The following is a 19,043-nucleotide window of genomic DNA, read 5'->3' on the forward strand; positions in this document are numbered from 1 at the left end:
AAAAGCAGCGAAGCTGCGTTGAACGGCCGCAGGCCGGCCCGAAGGGCGAGCGTAGCGAGTACCCCCCGTCCGGAACCCCCGGCGTTCGTTTTGGCCGGCGTCGGGGCCGCCCACGGAGATCGCCACGGCGCTGCGCGCCTCGCAATGACGGGGCCTCGGACCGCGCTGGGGCGGATCTGCCAGCGCAGCGCCGGGGGTTTGATACACTTCCGGATGTGAGACAAGCGCCCGCGCAGCGGGCTCAACCAAAGGGATTCGCATGAAGAAGATCGAGGCGATCATCAAGCCGTTCAAGCTGGAAGATGTCCGCGAGGCCCTGACCGAGATGGGTATTGCCGGCATGACCGCGACCGAGGTTCAGGGTTTCGGGCGCCAGAAGGGCCATACGGAACTCTACCGGGGCGCGGAATATGTGGTCGATTTCCTCCCCAAGGTGAAGCTGGAACTGGTGGTGGACGACGACCGTGTCGATCCCTGCATCGACGCGATCGTGAAGGCCTCGCGCACCGGCAAGATCGGGGATGGCAAGATCTTCGTGTCCGACATGTCGCGCGTGGTCCGAATCCGCACCGGCGAAGAGGGCAGCGAGGCCCTCTGAACGACCTTTCTTCCGGCGCTGGTTCGGTTCACCACGAAGCGCACGAAGGCACGAAGAAGGTCAAGGGCGATTGCACCACGGAGGGCACGGAGAAGACCTGATGAAGAAGGGTAGGATGTGATGAGCTGATGAGCGCTGCGAATCGCATCGTGCCGCCGTCCGGGGCTTCCCCGTTCCCGGATTGATGCGTTTCGCGGTGCTCAACCGCATCCTACTTGCTTCCCCTTCGTGGCTTCGTGCGCTTCGTGGTGAATCCAAAACAGCGCCGGTAGGCGCTTAGTTCGTCAGGAAGGGGATGCGGTCCATCACGCGCCACAGGCCGCGGCGTTCCTCGCCTTCCAGTTCCACCGGTTCGCCGGCGCGCACGGCGACGGCGGCATCCGGGTAGTTCAGTTCCAGCACCGTCATGGTGTTCTCCGCGTGGTCTTCCAGGCCGAGTTCGGTGTAGGCGCGGTGCAGCACGGCCAGGGCCTTCGGCATCACCTCGGCCCCGGGATAGGTGGCCACCACGTTGCGCGCGCGCTGGGCCGCGGCGACCCAGGCGGTACGTTCCATGTAAAACTCCGCCACGCGCAGCTCGTAGGCGGCCAGTGCATTGCGGATGTAGAGCATGCGCTGGTAGGAGTCCGGGGCGTAGCGGCTGTCCGGGAATTCGCGGATCAGGCGATCGAAGTCCTGGAAGGCCTGGTCGAAGGGTTCCGGGTCCATCTCGGCCGGGTCGCGCGGGAACAGGTTGGCGAGAAAGCCCTGCTGGCGGTTGAAGTTGATCAGCCCGCGCAGGTAGTACGCATAATCGAGGTTCGGATGCCGCGGGTTCAGCTGCACGAAGCGGTCCACGGCCGCCAGGGCGGGTTCCGGCTCGCCGGCCTTGTAGTAGGCATAGGGAATCTCGATCTGCGCCTGCTGGGCGTAACGCCCGAACGGGTAGCGCGCCTCGAGTTTTTCGTAGTATTCGACGGCCTGATCGTAATTGCCCTCGTTCAGGGCGTTCTTGGCCTCGCCGTAGAGCTGACTGGCGGACCAGCCTAGCGTGGGGTCTTCGCGCCCGGCGCAGCCGGCGACCAAGAGCGCCACGAACAGAACGACGAGCAGGCGCGACAGGTGCGGGACAGAAATCACGGCGAGGCCTCACAGATGAACCAAAGTCCAAGGATTCTACAACATCAAGCCCCGGTGGCGACGAGCGGGAGGCCGCGCAATGAGTGAACCGCGTGAGGCCCATCTGCCGGAGGAGTCGGCTGGGCAGCGCCTGGATGCCGCGCTGGCGCAGTTGTTCCCCGAGTATTCGCGTAGCCAGTTGACCCAGTGGCTGAAGGAGGGCGCGCTGCGGGTGGACGGCGCCTCGCCGCGCCCGCGCACGCCGGTTCGAGGGGGTGAGCGGGTGGAACTGATCGCGCCGGACGCCCCGGTGCTGGCGGCGCAACCCGAGGCCATAGCGCTGGATGTCCTGTACGAGGATGCGGCGGTGCTGGTGATCAACAAGCCGGCCGGGCTGGTGGCCCACCCGGCAGCCGGGCATCGCGACGGCACACTGGTCAATGCCCTGCTGCACCACGCCCCGGAGCTGGCGCAATTGCCGCGCGCGGGCGTGGTCCACCGCCTCGACAAGGACACCACCGGATTGATGGTGGTCGCGCGCACTCCGGAGGCGCAGACCGCCCTGGTGCGCCAGTTGCAGGCGCGCAGCGTGCATCGTGAGTACCGTGCATTGGTCCAGGGTCGGGTGATCAGCGGTGCCACCATCGAGGAGCCGATCGGGCGCCACCCGGTGGATCGCAAGCGCCAGGCGGTGACCGGCGGTGGCAAGCCCGCGGTCACGCATTACCGCGTGGCCGAGCGCTTCCCCGCCCATACCCTGCTGAACGTGCGTCTGGAGACCGGCCGTACCCACCAAATTCGCGTACACATGGCGCATATTCGCCACCCGATCGTCGGGGATCTGACCTACGGCGGACGCCCGCGTCCGGTCAAGGGCATGGGCGAGGCGGCCAAGGCCACGGTGGCGGCTTTCAAGCGCCAGGCCCTGCACGCGGCGCGCCTGGAGTTCGAGCACCCGACCAGCGGCGAACCCTGCGCGTTCGAGGCCCCGCTACCGGAGGACTTCGAGGGCCTGCTTGCAGCCCTGCGCGCCGATGCCCGGGAGACCGGTGATGCCTGAGACCCTGCCCCTGCTGGCGCCGTCCCCCGGCGAACTGCCGGCCGGCGTGCGCGCAATCCAGACCACGCGGGGGGGCGGCGTCAGTGCCGGGCCCTGGGCCGCGCTGAACCTGGCGCTGCATACCGGCGATGCCCCCGAGCATGTGGCGGAGAATCGGCGTCGGCTGGAACAGTCTTTGGGGGTGGCCGCGCCGATCGCCTGGCCGCGCCAGGTTCACGGCACGGGTGTGATCACCGCCGATGCTCTGCGCGCGGCGGTGGAGGCCGGTGAAGCGGCTGAGGCCGACGCGGTGGTCAGCGATCAGGCCGGGGTCGTCTGTGCGGTGCAGACCGCCGACTGCCTGCCGGTGGTGCTGGCGACCGCCGATGGCGCGGCGGTGGGGGTGGCGCATGCGGGTTGGCGCGGGCTGGCCGAAGGGGTGCTGGAGGCTACCGTGCACGTCCTGGAAACGCTGCGCCCGGGGATGCCGATGCAGGCCTGGATGGGGGCGGCCATTGGCCCCGCGGCCTTCGAGGTGGGCCCCGAGGTGCGCGAGGCCTTTGTCGCGCACGACCCGGAGGCCGTAGCCGCGTTCCGCCCCGGCGCCGAGGGGCGCCTGCTGGCGGATCTCTACCTGCTGGCGCGGCAGCGCCTGCAGCGGGCCGGGGTGGCGCAGGTCGCCGGTGGCGGGCGCTGCACCTTCAGCGAGGCGGATACCTTTTTCTCCTACCGCCGCGATGGTGAGACCGGGCGCATGGGTACGCTCGTCTGGGTCGATCCCGGCCACCTGCGATAACCCCGACGCTCGGCCCGGCGCGTGGGTTGCCCATGGAGATCGCCACGGCCCCTGCGGAGCCTCGCGATGACGGTGCTTTTCCCTGCCCCCGTCATTGCGAGGCTCCGCAGGGGCCGTGGCACAAAAGCGCGAAGCGCGTTGAACGGCCCCAGGCCGGCCCGAAGGGCGAGCGCAGCGAGTAACCTCCGGGCGCAGCCCCGACGTTCGTTCGTGACGGTGTTGGCGTTTGTCTGATGCGGGGGGTTCCGTCCGTCTATCCTTGAAGGTCGGGGGATTGTCCCCATCATTGGTGTCAGTTCACCCAGATTTGACCGAGGGGTTTCCCAATGCGAATGGATCGCCTGACGACCAAGTTCCAGTCCGCCATCGCGGATGCACAATCACTCGCGGTAGGCCGCGATCACCAGTTCATCGAACCGGCCCACCTCCTGCTGGCCTTGCTGGACCAGGAGGGCGGCACCATCCGCCATGTGCTCGACCGCGCCGGCGCCAACGTGCGCCAGCTGCGCTCCGCGCTGGGCGAGGCGCTGGACCGACTGCCCAGAGTGGAAGGGGCCGCGGGCGAGGTGCACGTATCCAACGACCTGGGGCGCATGCTGAATGTCTGCGACAAGCTCGCCCAGGAGCGCAAGGACCAGTACATCCCCAGCGAGCTGTTCCTGCTCGCGGCGATCGCCGAGAAGGCCGGCGTGGGCGAGATGCTGCGCAACGCCGGCGCCAACAAGGACTCGCTGGAGAAGGCCGTGGATGATATGCGCGGCGGCGCCCAGGTGGACGACCCGAACGCCGAGGAGAACCGCCAGGCGCTGGACAAATACACCATCGATCTCACCGAGCGCGCCGAGCAGGGCAAGCTGGATCCGGTGATCGGGCGGGACGAGGAGATCCGCCGCTCGATCCAGGTCCTGCAGAGGCGCACCAAGAACAACCCGGTGCTGATCGGCGAGCCCGGTGTTGGCAAGACCGCGATCGTCGAGGGCCTGGCCCAGCGCATCATCAACGGCGAGGTGCCCGAGGGGCTGAAGGACAAGCGCGTGCTCGCGCTGGATCTGGGCGCGCTGCTGGCCGGGGCCAAGTACCGCGGCGACTTCGAGGAGCGGCTGAAGTCCGTGCTCAAGGAGCTCTCGCAGGAAGAGGGTCGCGTGATCCTGTTCATCGACGAGATCCACACGCTGGTCGGCGCCGGCAAGGCCGAGGGCGCGATGGACGCCGGCAACATGCTCAAGCCGGCTCTGGCACGCGGCGAGCTGCACTGCATCGGCGCGACCACGCTGGACGAATACCGCCAGAACATCGAGAAGGATGCCGCGCTGGAACGTCGCTTCCAGAAGGTGGTGGTGGACGAGCCCACGCTGGAAGACACCATCGCCATTCTGCGCGGGCTGAAGGAGCGCTACGAGGTCCACCACGGGATCGAGATCACCGACCCGGCGATTGTTGCCGCCGCGCAGCTGTCGCAGCGCTACATCACCGACCGCCAGTTGCCGGACAAGGCGATCGACCTGATCGACGAGGCCAGCTCGCGGATCCGCATGGAGATCGACTCCAAGCCGGAGGTGATGGACCGCCTGGAGCGCCGCCTGATCCAGCTCAAGATCGAGCGCGAGGCCCTGAAAAAGGAATCCGACGACGCCTCGAAGAAGCGGTTGGATACCCTGGAGGGCGAGATCGATCGCCTGGGGCGCGAGCTCTCCGATCTGGAAGAGGTGTGGAAGTCCGAGAAGGCCTCGGTCTCCGGTGCCGCGCAGTTGAAGGAAGAGCTCGAGCGCGCGCGTACCGAGCTGGAGACCGCCCGCCGCGCCGGCGACCTGTCGCGCATGTCCGAGCTGCAGTACGGGCGCATCCCGGATCTGGAGAAGTCCCTCGCCATGGCCCACGAGATGGAGAGCCAGGAGACCCAGTTGCTGCGCACCAAGGTGACCGACGAGGAGGTCGCCGAGGTGGTTGCGCGCTGGACCGGCATCCCGGTCTCCAAGATGCTGGAGGGCGAGAAGGACAAGCTGCTGCGCATGGAAGAGGCCGTGGGTGATCGCGTGGTCGGCCAGACGGAAGCCGTGCGCGCGGTGGCCAACGCCATCCGCCGTTCGCGGGCGGGCCTGTCCGATCCGAACCGGCCGAATGGCTCGTTCCTGTTCCTCGGCCCGACCGGGGTCGGCAAGACCGAGCTGACCAAGGCGCTGGCGTCGTTCCTGTTCGACACCGAAGAGTCCATGGTGCGCATCGACATGTCCGAGTTCATGGAGAAGCACTCGGTGGCGCGGTTGATCGGGGCGCCCCCGGGCTATGTCGGCTACGAGGAGGGCGGCTACCTGACCGAGGCCGTGCGCCGCAAGCCGTACTCCGTGATCCTGCTGGACGAGGTCGAGAAGGCGCACCCGGATGTCTTCAACGTGCTGTTGCAGGTGCTGGATGATGGCCGTCTGACGGACGGTCATGGTCGCACCGTGGACTTCCGCAACACGGTGATCGTGATGACTTCCAACCTCGGCTCGCAGCAGATCCAGGAGATGGCCGGCGAGGCGAACTACGACGCAATGAAGGCCGCGGTGATGGAGATCGTCGGGCAGCACTTCCGCCCCGAGTTCATCAACCGCGTGGATGACGTGGTGGTGTTCCACCCGCTGGAGCGCGAGCAGATCCGGGCGATTGCCGGCATCCAGCTGCAGTTCCTGCGGAAGCGTCTGGAGGAGCGCGATCTGGGGCTCACCATCACCGACGCCGCGCTGGATCACCTGGGCGCCGCCGGTTTCGACCCGGTCTACGGCGCGCGTCCGCTCAAGCGGGCCATCCAGACGCAGATGGAAAACCCGCTGGCCCAGTCGTTGCTGTCCGGCGAATTCGGTCCCGGCGATACCATCGAGGTAGACCTGGCTGGCGACCAGCTTGCCTTTACCCGGGCTGCAGCTGCCGCCTGACCGGGCTGTCGCTGTTCCGATCCAACAAGGCCCGCCCCGTGCGGGCCTTTTTTGGGTCCCGGAGCAGCCGCGGGCGAAGGGGCGGGCGGCCGCATCCGGCGGTGGTGATTGGACGGTGACGGGTTCAGTCGTCGTGGCTGGCGTGGGCGTCCACCGGTTCCTCGAAGGCGATGAACAGGATGCAGTCCGCGTCCGATGTGCAATGGGTGGTATGTGCCAGCCGGGCCGGTCCGTAGGCATAGGTGCCGGGCCGGAGTACGACCGGGTCCTGGTCGTCGTAGTCGACCTGCATCTCGCCGCTGACGAGCACCATGCGTTCGGCGCTGGTGTGCCAGTGGTGGGGCGCGGTGCTGTTGCCGGGGAGGAGGAAGAAGACGTCGGCATTGGGCTGCGCCGGGTCACCTTGCAGCACGGCGAGCCGGCAGCCATCCGGCATAAAGTCCGGGCACGGGCCCCATTCGAGATCGGGGGAATCGGGTTCGTGGATGAAGGCCGGGCCCTGGTCCGCCGTTGCGACCGTCCAGGCGGCGACCAGCGCGAGGGCGGCGGCGGCCGAGGCAAGGCAGGGTATGGCCCCGGTGGGCGGGATATCGCGTTTGAACATGGTGCACCTCCTGTGGGTCGGCTTTACCCGGCGCGCTCCGGGTGGGCGTGTCGTGATGTGGCTTACCGGGCGGGTGTCCGTCCGGAGCGGCTTTTACCTGTAATTCTGGCTGGTTCACGTGGGGGTGGCTTCCAAAATCTTGCGGCAGGGGGGCGAATGTTGCGGTGGGTGGGCACCAGACAGCGCCACGATTGCCGGCTCGCTACACTCAGGGTCTGGGAGCTGTCGGATAGGGATGTTCGGAATGGGTGTGTTGCGGGTGTGTGCGGTCCTGGCGGTGGTGTTGGGGCTGGTGGGGTGTTCGCTGCTGGATGCACGCGAGCAGCTGGCGCGGATGGGCGGGGCCTGTGTGATCAGCGGTACGGTAGGATCGAACGCAGGAGCGGATGGGTCGCAACGGACCGGGCCCTATGTGGTGGCGGTGTTCCGCGAGCCGGTCGCCGGCGCCGTTGTGCCCGAACCGGCGGACCACGTGGTGAGCGCGCGCGGCGGGAGCTGGTTCTTTGCCCTGGAGCCTGGTCGTTATAGCGTGCTGGCCTTCCGCGACGAGGATGGTGATCGTGCGCATCCGGCCGGCGCACCGGTCCAGCACGTCGCGGGCGGCGATTCGCTGGATTGTGGTCCTGGCGGACGGCTGACCGGGATCGATATCCGCGTGAATGGGAGTGATCGCCTAGCGCACGCCATTCGCCTGCCGGATACACGGGGTCCTGGGGACGGCACGGCGCCGCTGAGCCTGGGTCGGGTGACGGCCTACGGCGAGATTGCCCATCTGGAGGATCCGCGCTTCGCGACCGAGGTGGCGCGGGGCAGCCAGTGGCGCCCCCTGGATTTCGTGCTGGCGGGGTATGCCGGGGTGTACTTTCTTGAGCCATACGATCCCGCACGGACACCCGTGCTGTTCGTGCACGGGATGAACGGCTCGCCGCGGGACTTCGCCGGGCTGTTGGAGGGGCTTGACCGAGAACGTTACCAGCCGTGGTTCTACTATTACGCCTCCGGGCTGCCGCTGCAGTCGGCCGCGGCGCACCTGGCACAGGTGGTCGAGGAGCTGGAGGTACGCCACGGCGTCGAGTCACTGCCGGTGGTGGCACACAGCATGGGCGGGCTGATCGCGCGCGGCTTCCTGAACGAGCGCGCCCGGCGCGAGGCGGCGGCGACCGTGCCGGCGATGATCACCCTGTCCACCCCCTGGGCCGGACACGAACGCGCCCAGCAGGGTGTCGATCGTTCGCCGGTGGTCATTCCGGTATGGCGCGACATGGCCCCGGGCAGCGATTACCTGGAAGGCCTGTTCGCGGATGCCAACACGGAGGTGACCGAGCTGCACCTGCTGTTTGGCTACCAGCGCGGGGAGGGAGGCGCGCGCGCCACTGCGGACGGGGTGGTCACTCTCGCCAGCATGCTGCACCCGCCTGCGCAGCGCGAGGCGGCCTCGGTCTTCGGGGTGGCGACCACGCACGCCGGCATCCTGTCACATCCACTGGTGCTGGAGCGAGTGGACGGGCTCTTGTCCGGCGTACAGAGGGACTGACTGCCGTCTGCGTTGGTGCGTGCCGCCGCGACGGCGCCACGGGATCAGCGTAGTCTGAAGGCATGCCTGTCGCCTGGACATCCTCGGCAGGTCAGCCAACGGGGAGCGCGATGCAGTTATTCGAGTGCGAGGTCTGTGGGCAGGGGGTGTATTTCGACAACACCTTCTGTACCCGCTGCGGCCACCGGCTGGGATTCCTGCCGGACCGCCTGGAGGTCTCCGCCCTGGTGCCGGCGGGGGAGGCCGTGGGCGCCCGTGGGCGCCCGATCCCCGGTGGCCTGTGGCGGGTAGCGGACGAGCCGGACGGGCTGTTTTATCGCCAGTGCCGGCACTATGCGGTAGACGCGGTGTGCAACTGGATGGTGCCACATCAAGAAGCCGAGCCGTTCTGTCGCGCCTGCCGCCTGAATCGCACCATCCCGGACCTCAGTGTGCCGGGCAATGCGCGGCTGTGGGAGCGTCTGGAGGCCGAGAAGCGACGCCTGGTATATGGACTGTTGCGCCTGGGCCTGCCGGTGGTGCCACGGAAAAGCGATCCTGAGGGGATTGCGTTTGATTTCCTGGCCGATCCGGCCCCGGAGTTCCGCGAGGGCGGGGGCGTGGTCACCGGCCATTCGCACGGGCTCATTACCATCAATATCGCCGAGGCCGATCCCGCGGTGCGCGAGCGCATGCGCGAGGCGATGGCCGAACCCTATCGCACCATTCTCGGCCACTTTCGCCATGAGTCCGCGCACTACTACTGGGATCGACTGATTCGCGGTAGCCACTGGCATACCGATTTTCGCGAACGCTTCGGCGACGAGCGCGCGGACTACGACGAGGCCCTGCGGCGCCATTACACCGGTGGTCCGCCGGCGGATTGGCAGGCCTCGTTCGTGTCCGCCTATGCCAGCTCCCACCCCTGGGAAGACTGGGCCGAGACCTGGGCCCACTATCTGCACATCGTGGATACGCTGGACACGGCCTCTGCCTACAACATGGACATCGAACCCGTCGCCGGGCCGTCGGCGCGGCTGGGCGCGCAGGGGAATCTGCCGGCTTTTGATGCCTATGCCACGGCGGACTTCGATCTGCTTCTGGAGCATTGGCTGCCGCTGGTCAGCGCCCTGAATAGCCTCAACCGCAGCATGGGCCACTCGCATGTCTACCCCTTCGTGCTGACCGCTACCGCGATCGCCAAGCTGGCGTTCGTGCATCAGGTTATTCAGGATTTCCGCATGGGCATACGCGTACAACCGGCGGGCGCCACCGGCCCTTGATCTGCCGGCCTGGATCGGCAAAGGTCCGGTCCTGAAATACATCCATTGCGCAAGCGAAAGGACGCGAGATGTACAACGTTGCCACCCGCGGCCCGTTCAAGGGGCTGAACCCGCGTGTTGCGCCGCTGGCGCTGATCCTCGTGGTGATCATCGCCCTGCTGGGGGTTTATCGAACCGAGCAGCTGGGCGCGGTGGTGGGGGATGCGCGGGCCTTCGTGACGCCGCTGCTGGAGTGGTATTACGTGGTGATCATGGCCTTCTTCCTGGTCATGGTGATCTGGCTCGGGGTGGGGCGCTACAAGGACGTGCGCCTGGGACGTGACGACGAAGTGCCGGAGTTCACCACGCTGTCGTGGCTGTCGATGCTGTTCGCCGCCGGCATGGGCGTGGGGTTGCTGTTCTGGGCGGTGGCCGAGCCGCTGTCGCATTACGGCGGCAACCCGTTTCTGGCCGAGAACGGCAACCAGGCGGCCGCCGCGGACATGTCGATGGTGCTGACGTATTTCCACTGGGGGCTGAATGCCTGGGGTGTGTTCGCGCTGCTGGCACTGATCCTGGCCTATTTCAGCTTTCGCAAGGGCCAGCCGTTGGCGCTGCGCTCGGCCCTGCACCCGCTGATCGGCAAGTACAGTCATACCTGGCCGGGCGATCTGGTGGATCTGCTCGCCATCGTGGCCACGGTCTTCGGGATCGCAACGACTTTGGGGCTGGGTATCCAGCAGCTGGAGGCCGGGTTGGCGCATACCGTGGGCCTCTCGCTGGAAGGGGATCGCGGTCTCCTGCTGCTGACGGCGCTGCTGACGGTGACTGCGATCGTGTCGGTGGTGGCCGGGATGCAGGCCGGGGTGCAGCGGGTCAGCCAGGCCAACCTGTGGCTCAGTGTCGCTCTGCTTGGGCTACTGCTGATATGGGGTCCAACCCAGTACTTGCTGGCCTTGGTGGTGCAGTCCAGTGGCAGTTACATGCAGAACCTGCTGGGGCTGTCGCTGTACACCCATGCTCACCACCTGGACGAGTGGCACTCCGACTGGACGGTCTTCTACTGGGGCTGGTGGCTGGCCTGGGCGCCGTTCGTCGGGCTGTTCATCGCGCGCATCTCGCGCGGGCGTACCCTGCGCGAATTCGTCACGGGGGTGCTGTTGGTGCCGACCCTGATTACCTTCTTCTGGCTGGCGCTGCTGGGCGGTACGGCCCTGCACGCCGAGGTCGAGGGCATCGCAAACATTGCCGATCGCGTGGCGGAAGACCTGACCATGGCAACCTTCGCCACCATGGAGACCCTGGAACCCTGGTTGATCGCGAAGAGCGGGGCCGTGCTGATTACGGTGCTGATCGCGACCTACCTGCTGACCTCGGCCAATGCCGGCATCGTGGTCATCAACACCCTGCTGGCCCATGGGTCCACCGAACACCGGGCAATCCACCTGATCTTGTGGGGTGCGATGATCGGTCTGGTGACCGGCGTCTTGCTGCTGGCCGGCGGGCTGGAGGTCTTGCAGAATGCCGTCATCCTGGCCGCGTTGCCGTTCTCGCTGGTGATGCTGATGATGGTGGTGGGCCTGATGCGCGCCCTGGAAGACGAGCGCTATGCCCCACGCCCGGGCGAGCATACGGTCGCCCCCAGCGAGCCGTGGACCATTCCGCCGGATCGCGTCCACGAAGACTTTGACATGGACGACGACGCCCCCGAGGCCCGTGACGAAGACGACGACCCTCGTCGCTCCTGACGGTCCCAGTTTTCCACCACGAAGCACACGAAGGCACGAAGAAGGTCAAAAGCCTTTGCACCACGGAGGGTACAGAGAAAAGAAAGGAACGCGGTAACGCCTGGGTGGCGAAGGCGCCGTTCGATCCGCCTTGCCCTTCAACCCTGATTTTCTCCGTGCCCTCTGTGGTTCAAATCGCTCTTGAACTTGACCTTCTTCGTGCCTTCGCGCGCTTCGTGTTGAACACACCAGGGAGGGAAAGGCCCGCGCATCTTGCGTTCACTTTCGGGGTGGCGGGGCTTGCCGTAGCCTGTGCGCATCGATTTCACGAACCGCGAGAGGAACCCCATGAGCGATACCCTGCAGTTGTCCGGCGAGTTGATTCAGAAGGTCCAGGATCTGTTGACCGAGGTGGACCCGAAGGCGCAGCAACCCATCGTGGCCGTACAGTACCTGAGCGCGATCACGGGGTTCATGGTGGCGCAGATGCCGGAGTCGGTGAACGAGCGCAAGGAGTACCTCAAGCAGCTCTCCGAATTTACCGAGTCGGTGTTCGTGGACGTCGAGAGCCGCAAGCAGGCGGCCCCGCCGCCGCAGGAGGCCAGTGGCGTGTGGCGCCCCGGCGAGAACTGATCGCCACGGGCCATGCCGTCGGGCGTGGCCGCAACCGAGGGCGGCGCAACCTCGGCGGTCTTGTGAAGGCGGCGGTCAGTTGTTCCCGTCGCCTTTGTTTTTGTCCTTGCGCATCTGGCGCAGCATGGCTTCCTGTTCGTTGAAGCTGGGCATGCGGCGCTTGCCGCCGGCGTCGCGGGCCGGGTCGTTGCGACCGGCCAGGCCCGATTGCCCGGGCTTTTCGGCTTCCTTGATCTGCTGGTATTCGTCCAGTTCTCGGCGGGCGTCTTCGTCGCTGGTGTAGCGGCCACGGTAATCCTGCGGTGGCTTGTGGCCCTTGCGCAGGAAGAGCTGCTTGCGCAGCTCCTTGTTGTAGTCGGTCACTCGGCGGTCGATCCACCACAGGTCCACCAGCGCCCATGACACGCCAATAATCAGCGGTAGCAACCACCAGGCGGCGGGACCAAATCCGGCGAGGGCCAGGGTGGCCGCACTGAGTGCCAGGAAGCCGGCGCCGCCCAGCGGCTCGTGCAGGTAGAAGCGATGCAGCCCCAGCGGGAAAAGGATCCACGCAGCGTAGGCCGCAGGGCGGGTGCGCATCTCGCGAGCGAGGCGGGCATTGACCGCCTGCAGGCCGCCACCTTCCAGGTCCAGTTCCTTCCAGGCCTTGCTCATGCGGTTCTCCGTTGCGTTCGCGTGTGAGGGCCACGGTAGTCCGACCGGAGCGTACGGGCGATTGTGCGGGTCTCGCGCGGGGCTTTTGCGGACGCGGCTTCAGTCCTCTTCGCGGGTAGCGTCGCGTTCCAGCAGCCGGCGCACAGTGTCGTGCACCGGACGGCCCTGATAGAGCACCGCGTGCACCTCGGCGCAGATCGGCATGTCCACTTCCAGTGCCTTCGCCCGCGCCACAGCGACCCGGGCGGTCTCTACGCCCTCCACCGACTGTCCCACCCGTGCGCGGGCGGTGTCGAGGTCCAGGCCTTCGCCCAGCATCCGGCCCAGACGCCGGTTGCGCGACTGGTTGTCGGTGCAGGTGAGGATCATGTCCCCCAGTCCGGAGAGGCCGGTGAGGGTGGTCGGACGGGCGCCGACCGCCGCGCCGAAGCGCTGGATCTCGGCCAGCCCGCGGGTCATCAGTGCGGCGCGCGCATTGGCCCCGAACCCGGCGCCGTCGGCAATACCGGTGGCCACCGCGAGCACGTTCTTCAGCGCGCCGCCCAGTTCCACGCCGATCACGTCCGTATTGCGGTACAGGCGCAGCGAGCGCCCGTGCAGGGCTGCAACCAGGCAGTCCATGTGGCCCTCGTCGCTGGAGGCCACGGACAGCGCGGTCGGCTGCTCCTGCGCCACCTCGGCGGCGAAGGAGGGGCCGGAGATCAGAGCGGGCGGGCGCTCGGGCCCCAGTTCCTGTTCGGCAATCTCGTGCAGCCAGGCCCCGGTCGCCGTCTCCAGGCCCTTGGTGGCCCAGGCGACCACCTGGTCGCGTGCGAGGCGCGGGGCGATCCAGCGCAGGGTTTCGCGGAAGGCGCCGGAGGGGACTGCGATCAGGACCAGGTCGCGGCCCTCGATGGTCGCCGGGTCGGCGCTGACGCGCAGGTTGTCCGGGAGGCGCAGGCCGGGGAGGTAGCGGGCATTCTCGCGCTCGCGTTCCAGTTGCCCGGCCGTGGCGTCATTGCGCACCCACAGGGCGACGTCGGCATGCAGGCGGGCCGCATGCACGGCCAGCGCCGTGCCCCAGCAGCCGCCTCCGAGGACCGCGATACGCATCGGTTGCGCCTCGCGTCAGGCCTGTTGCGTGGGCTCGGCCTGTTCCCCGCCGGCCTGCTGCTTCTGTTCCTGCAGGTGCTGGGCATACAGCGACTCGAAGTTGACCGGCTGTAGCAGGAGCTGCGGGAAGCCGCCCTTCAGTACCAGGTCGGCCACCGTTTCGCGGGCGAACGGGAACAGCACGTTGGGGCAGTAGGCACCCAGCAGGTGGTTGCGCTGATCCTCGGCAAAATTGCGCAGGATGAACACGCCGGCCTGCTTGATCTCCACCAGATATGCGGTCTTGCCGTCGGATTCGGTGGTCACGGTCAGGCCCAGTTCCACCTCGAAGGCGCCGGCGGCCTCGTCGATCGGACGCGCGTTGGTGTTCAGCTGGATGTTGGTCTCGCCCTTCCACTCGCGCATGAATACCTCGGGGGATTCCGGCGCCTCGAAGGACAGGTCCTTGATGAAGACCTTCTGGATGGAGAAGTCGGGCCGGTCGTTCTGTTCGGCCTGGGCCGCGCCGTTGCCGCTCTTCGGGGAATTCTTCTCTTCAGCCATGATGTTGTCTCGCAGTCGTCTGGAATCGGGGCATTGTAAGGGGGATGAGCGGTGTTTTTCGGGGTGGCCTGGGCGATCCCGTTTGCCGCCTGTTGCCGGCGGCGCGTGTTATCCGGAGGCGTTGTCGGTCGGGGCTTCGAGGCCGGCCTCGCGGGCCAGGCGCGCCAGTTCGCCGTTACTGTCCATCGCCTGCAGTTCGTCGAAGCCGCCGATGTGTGTGTCGCCGAGAAAGATCTGCGGGACCGAGCTGCGGCCGGCGGCGCGCTGTTCCATCTCCGCGCGCAGACCGGGTTCGCGGTCGACGGCGTACTCCGCGAACGGGTAGCCACGCTGATTGAGCAGGCGCCGCGCGAGCAGGCAGAATGGACAGCGCCCGCTGGAGTAGACCTCGAACTGCATTACTTCTTCTTGATGGGCATGTTGGCCGATTGCCAGGCCTGGATGCCGCCCTGCAGGTTGACTACGTCCTCGAACCCGGCCGCGGTCAGTTGCTGCGCGGCGCTGGCGGAGCGGTTGCCGCTGCGGCAGTACACCACTACTGGCTTGTCCTTGTATTTCTCGATGTCGCCCATGCGCTTTTTCAGGCTGCCGAGCGGGATATGTTTGGCGCCGCCGATGCGCCCGGAGGCGACTTCGTTGTCCTCGCGCACGTCCAGCACCAGGGCGTCGTCCTGGTTGATCACGCGCACCGCCTCGACCGGGGAGAGCGAGCGATACTTGCGGTTCAGGCGGCGCAGTTCGACGAACAGGATCATCCCGATCACCGCCAGCAGGGCGCCGGTCAGGATGGGGTGGTTGGCGAGAAATTCGGGCAGGCGTTCAAGCATTCGGGAGACCGGATCGGAGGGGTGGGTGTCAGGAACTGCAGAAAACGTCCTGCATCATACCGATCAGGCGCAGGGTCCGGGAGTCCCCCACCCGGTAGTAGACCCGGTTGGCGTCCTTGCGCGTGGCGAGGATGCCCTTGTCGCGCAGGATGCCGAGATGCTGCGAGATGTTGCTCTGCGACGTCCCGACCTGATCGACAATTTCCTGTACGCTGATTTCGCGATCGCCGAGAATGCAGAGGATCTTCAGACGCAGCGGGTGGGACATGGCCTTGAGCGAGCGCGAGGCCCGCTCGATGTCTTCGTCCTGGGACATCAAACCGTCTTCGACGTACATTTCGTCTTCAACCGTTTCGTTGCTCACGGCATGCCTCTCTTGCTCGCGAGGGAAGGCCCTCGCAACTGGGTCAGAATATAAGAACCTAAACGTACCCCGATATGCGAATTTGCGCAATCTTGAGTCATCCAAGCGGTTCACGCGCCCTTTTGTGGTGCGGTGTGTTGCTCTGTTTTCTGTGGCCGGTCGGCGCCGTGGCGCTGGAACCGGAGGCGGAGCTGCGCGAGACGCGCGCGGCCATCCAGGACCTGGAGCGTAGCCAGGAAGAGCGTTATGCGTCCCTGCAGCAGCTGGAAGAGCTGCTTGCGGAGGCCGCTCGCGGGACCGAGGCCTCGCGCCAGGAGCTGCGCGAGCTGGCGCGGGCGCGTTCGCGTCAGGAGGCGGTGGTCGCCGACCAGGAGGATCGTGTGGACGAGGCCCGGGAGCGGCTGGAGGCAGAACGCCGCGCCGCGGCCCGCCTGGTGCGCGATCAGTGGCAGGGCGAACGCCATCCCGGACGGAGCGACGGTCAGGCCGCGGAGCACCGCCATCAGGCCGCGTTCGCCGCGCGCATCCGCGAGGCGCGCGAGCAGGCCCTGGTCGTGTTGCGCGACCGCATCGAGGCGCTGGAGACGGCGCGCGAGAACCTCGCGCGGGAGCGGGCGGTACTGGCAGAACGGGAAGAGCAGGCCCGCGCGGCGGTCGCGGATCTGGAACGCGAGGAGGCGCACCAGCGCCAGGCGATGGCGGAGCTGGAGGCGGCTATCGAGGACGAGTCGCTGGAACTGGAGCGCCTGGCGCGCAATGCCGAGACCCTGGAGGCGGTGATCGAGGAGGTCGAGGCTCGCAGTGCGGCGCGTGCCGCGGCACCCCGCGAATCCACCCCCGAACGGCCGGACGTGGCCTTCATGGCCTTGGAGGGCGAACTCCCGCGTCCGGCCGAAGGCCGAGTGATCCGCAGTTTCAACGAGTCCCGTGGCAGCCGCCTGCGCTCGCGCTGGCGTGGCGCGGTGCTGGCGGTCGATAACGGCACTGCGGTACGCGCGGTGCACTACGGCCAGGTGGTCTACGCCGACTGGATGCAGGGCTACGGCTTCCTGGTGATCGTCGATCATGGGGAGCGCTATCTGACGCTCTACTCCAATGTAGAGGAGATCCTGGTTTCAGAAGGCGAGACCGTGGGTGCTGGCGAGCAACTGGCCGTGGCGGGCGAGGGCAGCGAGGCGATCGCGCCCGGGCTTTACTTCGAGATCCGTCACAACGGCGGACCATTGAACCCCGAGAGCTGGTGGCCCTCTCAGTAGAGGGAAAAGATGGAATGCGCCCATGCCCCGGCAAAAGGCCGATCGGTGGCGTGCATTCAGGCAGCCGTCACATTGCGGGTGCTACCATCTTCACACGAATCACCTCAAGTGAACGAGGAAAGGTAATGAGCAAGTCTTGTCGCACCGGATACTCCCTGATCGTCGGACTGGTTGTCGGGGTCATGTTGAGTGTTTCGGTGGCCGTCTACGCCGACCGCGACAATGGCGCGCAATCCGCTCTGCCAGTAGAAGATCTGCAGCGCTTCACTGACGTATACATGCGCATCAAGCGCAATTACGTCACCGAGGTCGAAGACAAGGATCTCCTGGACAGTGCGATCCAGGGGATGCTGTCCGGCCTTGACCAGCATTCGGCCTATCTGGACGAACAGGACTTCGAGGACATGCAGGTCGGGACCTCCGGCGAGTTTGGCGGGCTGGGCATCGAGGTTGGCATGGAAGACGGCTTCGTCAAGGTCATCGCGCCGATCGATGACACCCCGGCCAGCCGTGCCGGGGTCGAGGCCGGTGACCTGATCATTCGCCTGGATGGTGAGTCGGTGAAGGGTATGTCCCTGTCCGACGCGGTCGCCAAGATGCGCGGCGAGAAAGGCTCGGACATCACCCTGACCATCCTGCGTGATGGCGAGGACCGTCCGAAAGAAATCACCATCACCCGCGACGTGATCCAGGTGCAGAGCGTGCGCTCCGAGATCCTGGAGGACGGCTTCGGCTACGTACGCATCAGCAATTTCCAGCAACGCACGGCACGCGACCTGGTGCGGGCAATCGAAGACCTGCAGGAACAGGGCGAGCTGCAGGGGCTCGTGCTGGATCTGCGCAACAACCCCGGCGGCATCCTGACGGGCGCTGTGGGCGTCTCGGACGCCTTCCTCGAAGAAGGCCTGATCGTCTACACCGAAGGTCGGCTGGAGGATTCGCAGTTCCGCTACCAGGCCTCGCCGGGGGATGTTCTCAAGGGCGCGCCGATGGTCGTCCTCGTCAATCGCGGATCGGCCTCCGCCTCCGAGATTGTGGCGGGTGCGTTGCAGGACCACAGGCGGGCCGTGGTTATGGGGCAGAACACCTTCGGCAAGGGCTCCGTGCAGACCATCCTGCCGTTGACCCAGAACACCGGGATCAAGCTGACCACCGCGCGTTACTTCACGCCTGAGGGCCGTGCCATCAACGAGGACGGGATTGACCCGGACATCCGCCTGCAGCAGCTCGTGGTGCAGCGCTCCGACAGCGAAAATGGCGGCGCCCGCATGGGCCGTGACGGTCTGCCGGAATCTGTGGATGCGGACGAAGACAATGGCGAGACGTTGGCCGAGCGCGATTACGGCATGAACGAGGCGCTGAATCTCCTGAAGGGCCTGAACTTCTACAACCGCCGCTGAGCGCGGCGGACAGGGAGGATTGATGCCGAACGTACTGGTGCCCCTGGCCGCCGGGGCCGAGGAACTGGAGGCGGTCACGATCATCGACCTGCTGCGCCGGGCGCAATTCGAGGTCACCGTGGCCGGGCTGGAGCCCGGGCCGGTGACCTGTTCGCGGGGCACGGTCATCCAGCCGGATACCACGGTTGATGAGGTGCTGGATCAGTCCTTTGACCTGATCGTCCTGCCGGGTGGCCTGCCCGGCGCCAATCACCTGCGCGACGACGCCCGGGTGCAGGGCTTGCTGCGGGCGCAGGCCGAACGCGAGGGATACCTGGCCGCGATCTGTGCCGGGCCCAAGGCGTTGGCCGAGGCCGGGCTGCTGGAGGGCCGCACGGTCACCGCCTTTACCGGCGCGCTGGACGAGGCTGGGACCCCGTCCACCGGCGCCCCGGTGGAAATCGACGGGCGCCTGATCACCGGTCGTGGCCCGGGTGCCGCGATGGACTTCGCCCTGACCCTGATCGAACAGCTCGCCGGCCGCGCGGCCCGCGACGCCGTCGAGGGCCCGCTGCTAAGACCCTGATGGTCTTAACCACGAAGCGCACGAAGACACGAAGAGTGTAGAGGGTAGAGGGTAGAGGGTAGGATGCGTTTCGCTGCGCTCAACACATCCTTGTGTCTTGCGGTTCACGGATCGCTACCATGAACCGTACCGGGCTCGGGGTAACCCGAACGCATCC

At 66.8% G+C, this 19,043-nt stretch carries 19 protein-coding genes; 11 read left to right on the top strand and 8 right to left on the bottom strand.

What is annotated here, in order from left to right:
* Positions 1–259: 259 nt before the first annotated feature.
* Positions 260–598, top strand: coding sequence for a P-II family nitrogen regulator (locus tag F816_RS0113250; RefSeq protein WP_017940393.1), 339 nt, complete (start codon positions 260–262; stop codon positions 596–598).
* Between the two features lie 276 nt (positions 599–874).
* Here the strand turns inward: F816_RS0113250 and F816_RS0113255 are convergent, their stop codons facing one another.
* The gene (locus F816_RS0113255) at positions 875–1,717 is read right to left on the bottom strand and encodes an outer membrane protein assembly factor BamD (protein WP_019595123.1); all 843 of its coding nucleotides are present in this window, start codon (positions 1,715–1,717) and stop codon (positions 875–877) included.
* 79 nt (positions 1,718–1,796) lie between these two features.
* Between F816_RS0113255 and rluD the strand changes: the two genes are divergently transcribed.
* From rluD to clpB, 3 genes are all read left to right on the top strand, one after another.
* A complete protein-coding gene (gene rluD, locus F816_RS0113260; protein WP_019567778.1) occupies positions 1,797–2,756 on the top strand; it encodes a 23S rRNA pseudouridine(1911/1915/1917) synthase RluD in 960 nt (319 codons plus the stop codon).
* Positions 2,749–3,531 (top strand): peptidoglycan editing factor PgeF, encoded by a 783-nt coding sequence (pgeF, locus tag F816_RS0113265; RefSeq protein ID WP_019595124.1) that lies wholly within the window; start codon positions 2,749–2,751, stop codon positions 3,529–3,531. The genes rluD and pgeF overlap by 8 nt, the downstream gene beginning before the upstream one ends.
* A gap of 332 nt (positions 3,532–3,863) precedes the next feature.
* Positions 3,864–6,446, top strand: coding sequence for an ATP-dependent chaperone ClpB (gene clpB, locus F816_RS0113270; protein WP_019595125.1), 2,583 nt, complete (start codon positions 3,864–3,866; stop codon positions 6,444–6,446).
* Positions 6,447–6,570: 124 nt separating this feature from the next.
* Here the strand turns inward: clpB and F816_RS0113275 are convergent, their stop codons facing one another.
* Positions 6,571–7,050 (bottom strand): cupin domain-containing protein, encoded by a 480-nt coding sequence (locus F816_RS0113275; protein ID WP_019595126.1) that lies wholly within the window; start codon positions 7,048–7,050, stop codon positions 6,571–6,573.
* A 244-nt stretch (positions 7,051–7,294) separates the two neighbouring features.
* Here F816_RS0113275 and F816_RS0113280 point away from each other — a divergent pair, with 244 nt between their 5' ends.
* The 4 genes from F816_RS0113280 (at position 7,295) to F816_RS0113295 (ending at position 12,185) form a co-directional block, all read left to right on the top strand.
* Positions 7,295–8,584: an alpha/beta hydrolase gene (locus tag F816_RS0113280; RefSeq protein ID WP_019595127.1), complete on the top strand. Its 1,290-nt coding sequence runs from the start codon at positions 7,295–7,297 to the stop codon at positions 8,582–8,584.
* Between the two features lie 110 nt (positions 8,585–8,694).
* Positions 8,695–9,846, top strand: coding sequence for a putative zinc-binding metallopeptidase (locus F816_RS0113285; protein ID WP_019595128.1), 1,152 nt, complete (start codon positions 8,695–8,697; stop codon positions 9,844–9,846).
* A gap of 68 nt (positions 9,847–9,914) precedes the next feature.
* On the top strand, positions 9,915–11,573 hold the full coding sequence (locus F816_RS0113290) for a BCCT family transporter (protein ID WP_019595129.1): 1,659 nt from the start codon (positions 9,915–9,917) through the stop codon (positions 11,571–11,573).
* A 327-nt stretch (positions 11,574–11,900) separates the two neighbouring features.
* Positions 11,901–12,185, top strand: coding sequence for a hypothetical protein (locus F816_RS0113295; protein ID WP_019595130.1), 285 nt, complete (start codon positions 11,901–11,903; stop codon positions 12,183–12,185).
* A gap of 75 nt (positions 12,186–12,260) precedes the next feature.
* On the opposite strand, the gene F816_RS0113300 is transcribed toward F816_RS0113295, so the two are convergent.
* The 6 genes from F816_RS0113300 to F816_RS0113325 form a co-directional block, all read right to left on the bottom strand.
* Positions 12,261–12,839 (bottom strand): hypothetical protein, encoded by a 579-nt coding sequence (locus F816_RS0113300; protein WP_018168091.1) that lies wholly within the window; start codon positions 12,837–12,839, stop codon positions 12,261–12,263.
* Between the two features lie 99 nt (positions 12,840–12,938).
* Positions 12,939–13,931, bottom strand: a complete 993-nt coding sequence (locus F816_RS0113305; RefSeq protein ID WP_019595131.1) for an NAD(P)H-dependent glycerol-3-phosphate dehydrogenase — start codon at positions 13,929–13,931, stop codon at positions 12,939–12,941.
* A gap of 15 nt (positions 13,932–13,946) precedes the next feature.
* Positions 13,947–14,474, bottom strand: coding sequence for a protein-export chaperone SecB (secB, locus tag F816_RS0113310; protein ID WP_019595132.1), 528 nt, complete (start codon positions 14,472–14,474; stop codon positions 13,947–13,949).
* Positions 14,475–14,582: 108 nt separating this feature from the next.
* A complete protein-coding gene (grxC, locus tag F816_RS0113315) occupies positions 14,583–14,873 on the bottom strand; it encodes a glutaredoxin 3 (protein ID WP_019595133.1) in 291 nt (96 codons plus the stop codon).
* Positions 14,873–15,301 (bottom strand): rhodanese-like domain-containing protein, encoded by a 429-nt coding sequence (locus F816_RS0113320; RefSeq protein ID WP_018144124.1) that lies wholly within the window; start codon positions 15,299–15,301, stop codon positions 14,873–14,875. The genes grxC and F816_RS0113320 overlap by 1 nt, the downstream gene beginning before the upstream one ends.
* 28 nt (positions 15,302–15,329) lie before the next feature.
* Positions 15,330–15,665, bottom strand: a complete 336-nt coding sequence (locus F816_RS0113325) for a helix-turn-helix transcriptional regulator (protein WP_026182005.1) — start codon at positions 15,663–15,665, stop codon at positions 15,330–15,332.
* Positions 15,666–15,739: 74 nt separating this feature from the next.
* On the opposite strand from F816_RS0113325, the gene F816_RS0113330 reads away from it, so the two are divergent.
* The 3 genes from F816_RS0113330 (at position 15,740) to F816_RS0113340 (ending at position 18,886) form a co-directional block, all read left to right on the top strand.
* Entirely contained in the window at positions 15,740–16,921 is a 1,182-nt protein-coding gene (locus tag F816_RS0113330; RefSeq protein ID WP_038085992.1) for a murein hydrolase activator EnvC, read from the top strand.
* A 125-nt stretch (positions 16,922–17,046) separates the two neighbouring features.
* Positions 17,047–18,321 (top strand): S41 family peptidase, encoded by a 1,275-nt coding sequence (locus F816_RS0113335; RefSeq protein WP_019595135.1) that lies wholly within the window; start codon positions 17,047–17,049, stop codon positions 18,319–18,321.
* 22 nt (positions 18,322–18,343) lie between these two features.
* On the top strand, positions 18,344–18,886 hold the full coding sequence (locus F816_RS0113340; RefSeq protein WP_019595136.1) for a DJ-1 family glyoxalase III: 543 nt from the start codon (positions 18,344–18,346) through the stop codon (positions 18,884–18,886).
* Positions 18,887–19,043: the final 157 nt, after the last annotated feature.

The sequence above is a fragment of the Thioalkalivibrio sp. ALM2T genome (genome assembly GCF_000381505.1).
GTDB lineage: Bacteria > Pseudomonadota > Gammaproteobacteria > Ectothiorhodospirales > Ectothiorhodospiraceae > Thioalkalivibrio > Thioalkalivibrio versutus.

What these genes read in the sequence shown, in the direction of transcription:
- F816_RS0113250 (WP_017940393.1), top strand. Translation starts at nt 260, where the DNA reads ATGAAGAAGATCGAGGCGATCATCAAGCCGTTCAAGCTGGAAGATGTC.
- rluD (WP_019567778.1), top strand. Translation starts at nt 1,797, where the DNA reads ATGAGTGAACCGCGTGAGGCCCATCTGCCGGAGGAGTCGGCTGGGCAG.
- pgeF (WP_019595124.1), top strand. Translation starts at nt 2,749, where the DNA reads ATGCCTGAGACCCTGCCCCTGCTGGCGCCGTCCCCCGGCGAACTGCCG.
- clpB (WP_019595125.1), top strand. Translation starts at nt 3,864, where the DNA reads ATGGATCGCCTGACGACCAAGTTCCAGTCCGCCATCGCGGATGCACAA.
- F816_RS0113275 (WP_019595126.1), bottom strand. Translation starts at nt 7,050, where the DNA reads ATGTTCAAACGCGATATCCCGCCCACCGGGGCCATACCCTGCCTTGCC.
- F816_RS0113280 (WP_019595127.1), top strand. Translation starts at nt 7,295, where the DNA reads ATGGGTGTGTTGCGGGTGTGTGCGGTCCTGGCGGTGGTGTTGGGGCTG.
- F816_RS0113285 (WP_019595128.1), top strand. Translation starts at nt 8,695, where the DNA reads ATGCAGTTATTCGAGTGCGAGGTCTGTGGGCAGGGGGTGTATTTCGAC.
- F816_RS0113290 (WP_019595129.1), top strand. Translation starts at nt 9,915, where the DNA reads ATGTACAACGTTGCCACCCGCGGCCCGTTCAAGGGGCTGAACCCGCGT.
- F816_RS0113295 (WP_019595130.1), top strand. Translation starts at nt 11,901, where the DNA reads ATGAGCGATACCCTGCAGTTGTCCGGCGAGTTGATTCAGAAGGTCCAG.
- F816_RS0113300 (WP_018168091.1), bottom strand. Translation starts at nt 12,839, where the DNA reads ATGAGCAAGGCCTGGAAGGAACTGGACCTGGAAGGTGGCGGCCTGCAG.
- F816_RS0113305 (WP_019595131.1), bottom strand. Translation starts at nt 13,931, where the DNA reads ATGCGTATCGCGGTCCTCGGAGGCGGCTGCTGGGGCACGGCGCTGGCC.
- secB (WP_019595132.1), bottom strand. Translation starts at nt 14,474, where the DNA reads ATGGCTGAAGAGAAGAATTCCCCGAAGAGCGGCAACGGCGCGGCCCAG.
- grxC (WP_019595133.1), bottom strand. Translation starts at nt 14,873, where the DNA reads ATGCAGTTCGAGGTCTACTCCAGCGGGCGCTGTCCATTCTGCCTGCTC.
- F816_RS0113320 (WP_018144124.1), bottom strand. Translation starts at nt 15,301, where the DNA reads ATGCTTGAACGCCTGCCCGAATTTCTCGCCAACCACCCCATCCTGACC.
- F816_RS0113330 (WP_038085992.1), top strand. Translation starts at nt 15,740, where the DNA reads ATGCGAATTTGCGCAATCTTGAGTCATCCAAGCGGTTCACGCGCCCTT.
- F816_RS0113335 (WP_019595135.1), top strand. Translation starts at nt 17,047, where the DNA reads ATGAGCAAGTCTTGTCGCACCGGATACTCCCTGATCGTCGGACTGGTT.
- F816_RS0113340 (WP_019595136.1), top strand. Translation starts at nt 18,344, where the DNA reads ATGCCGAACGTACTGGTGCCCCTGGCCGCCGGGGCCGAGGAACTGGAG.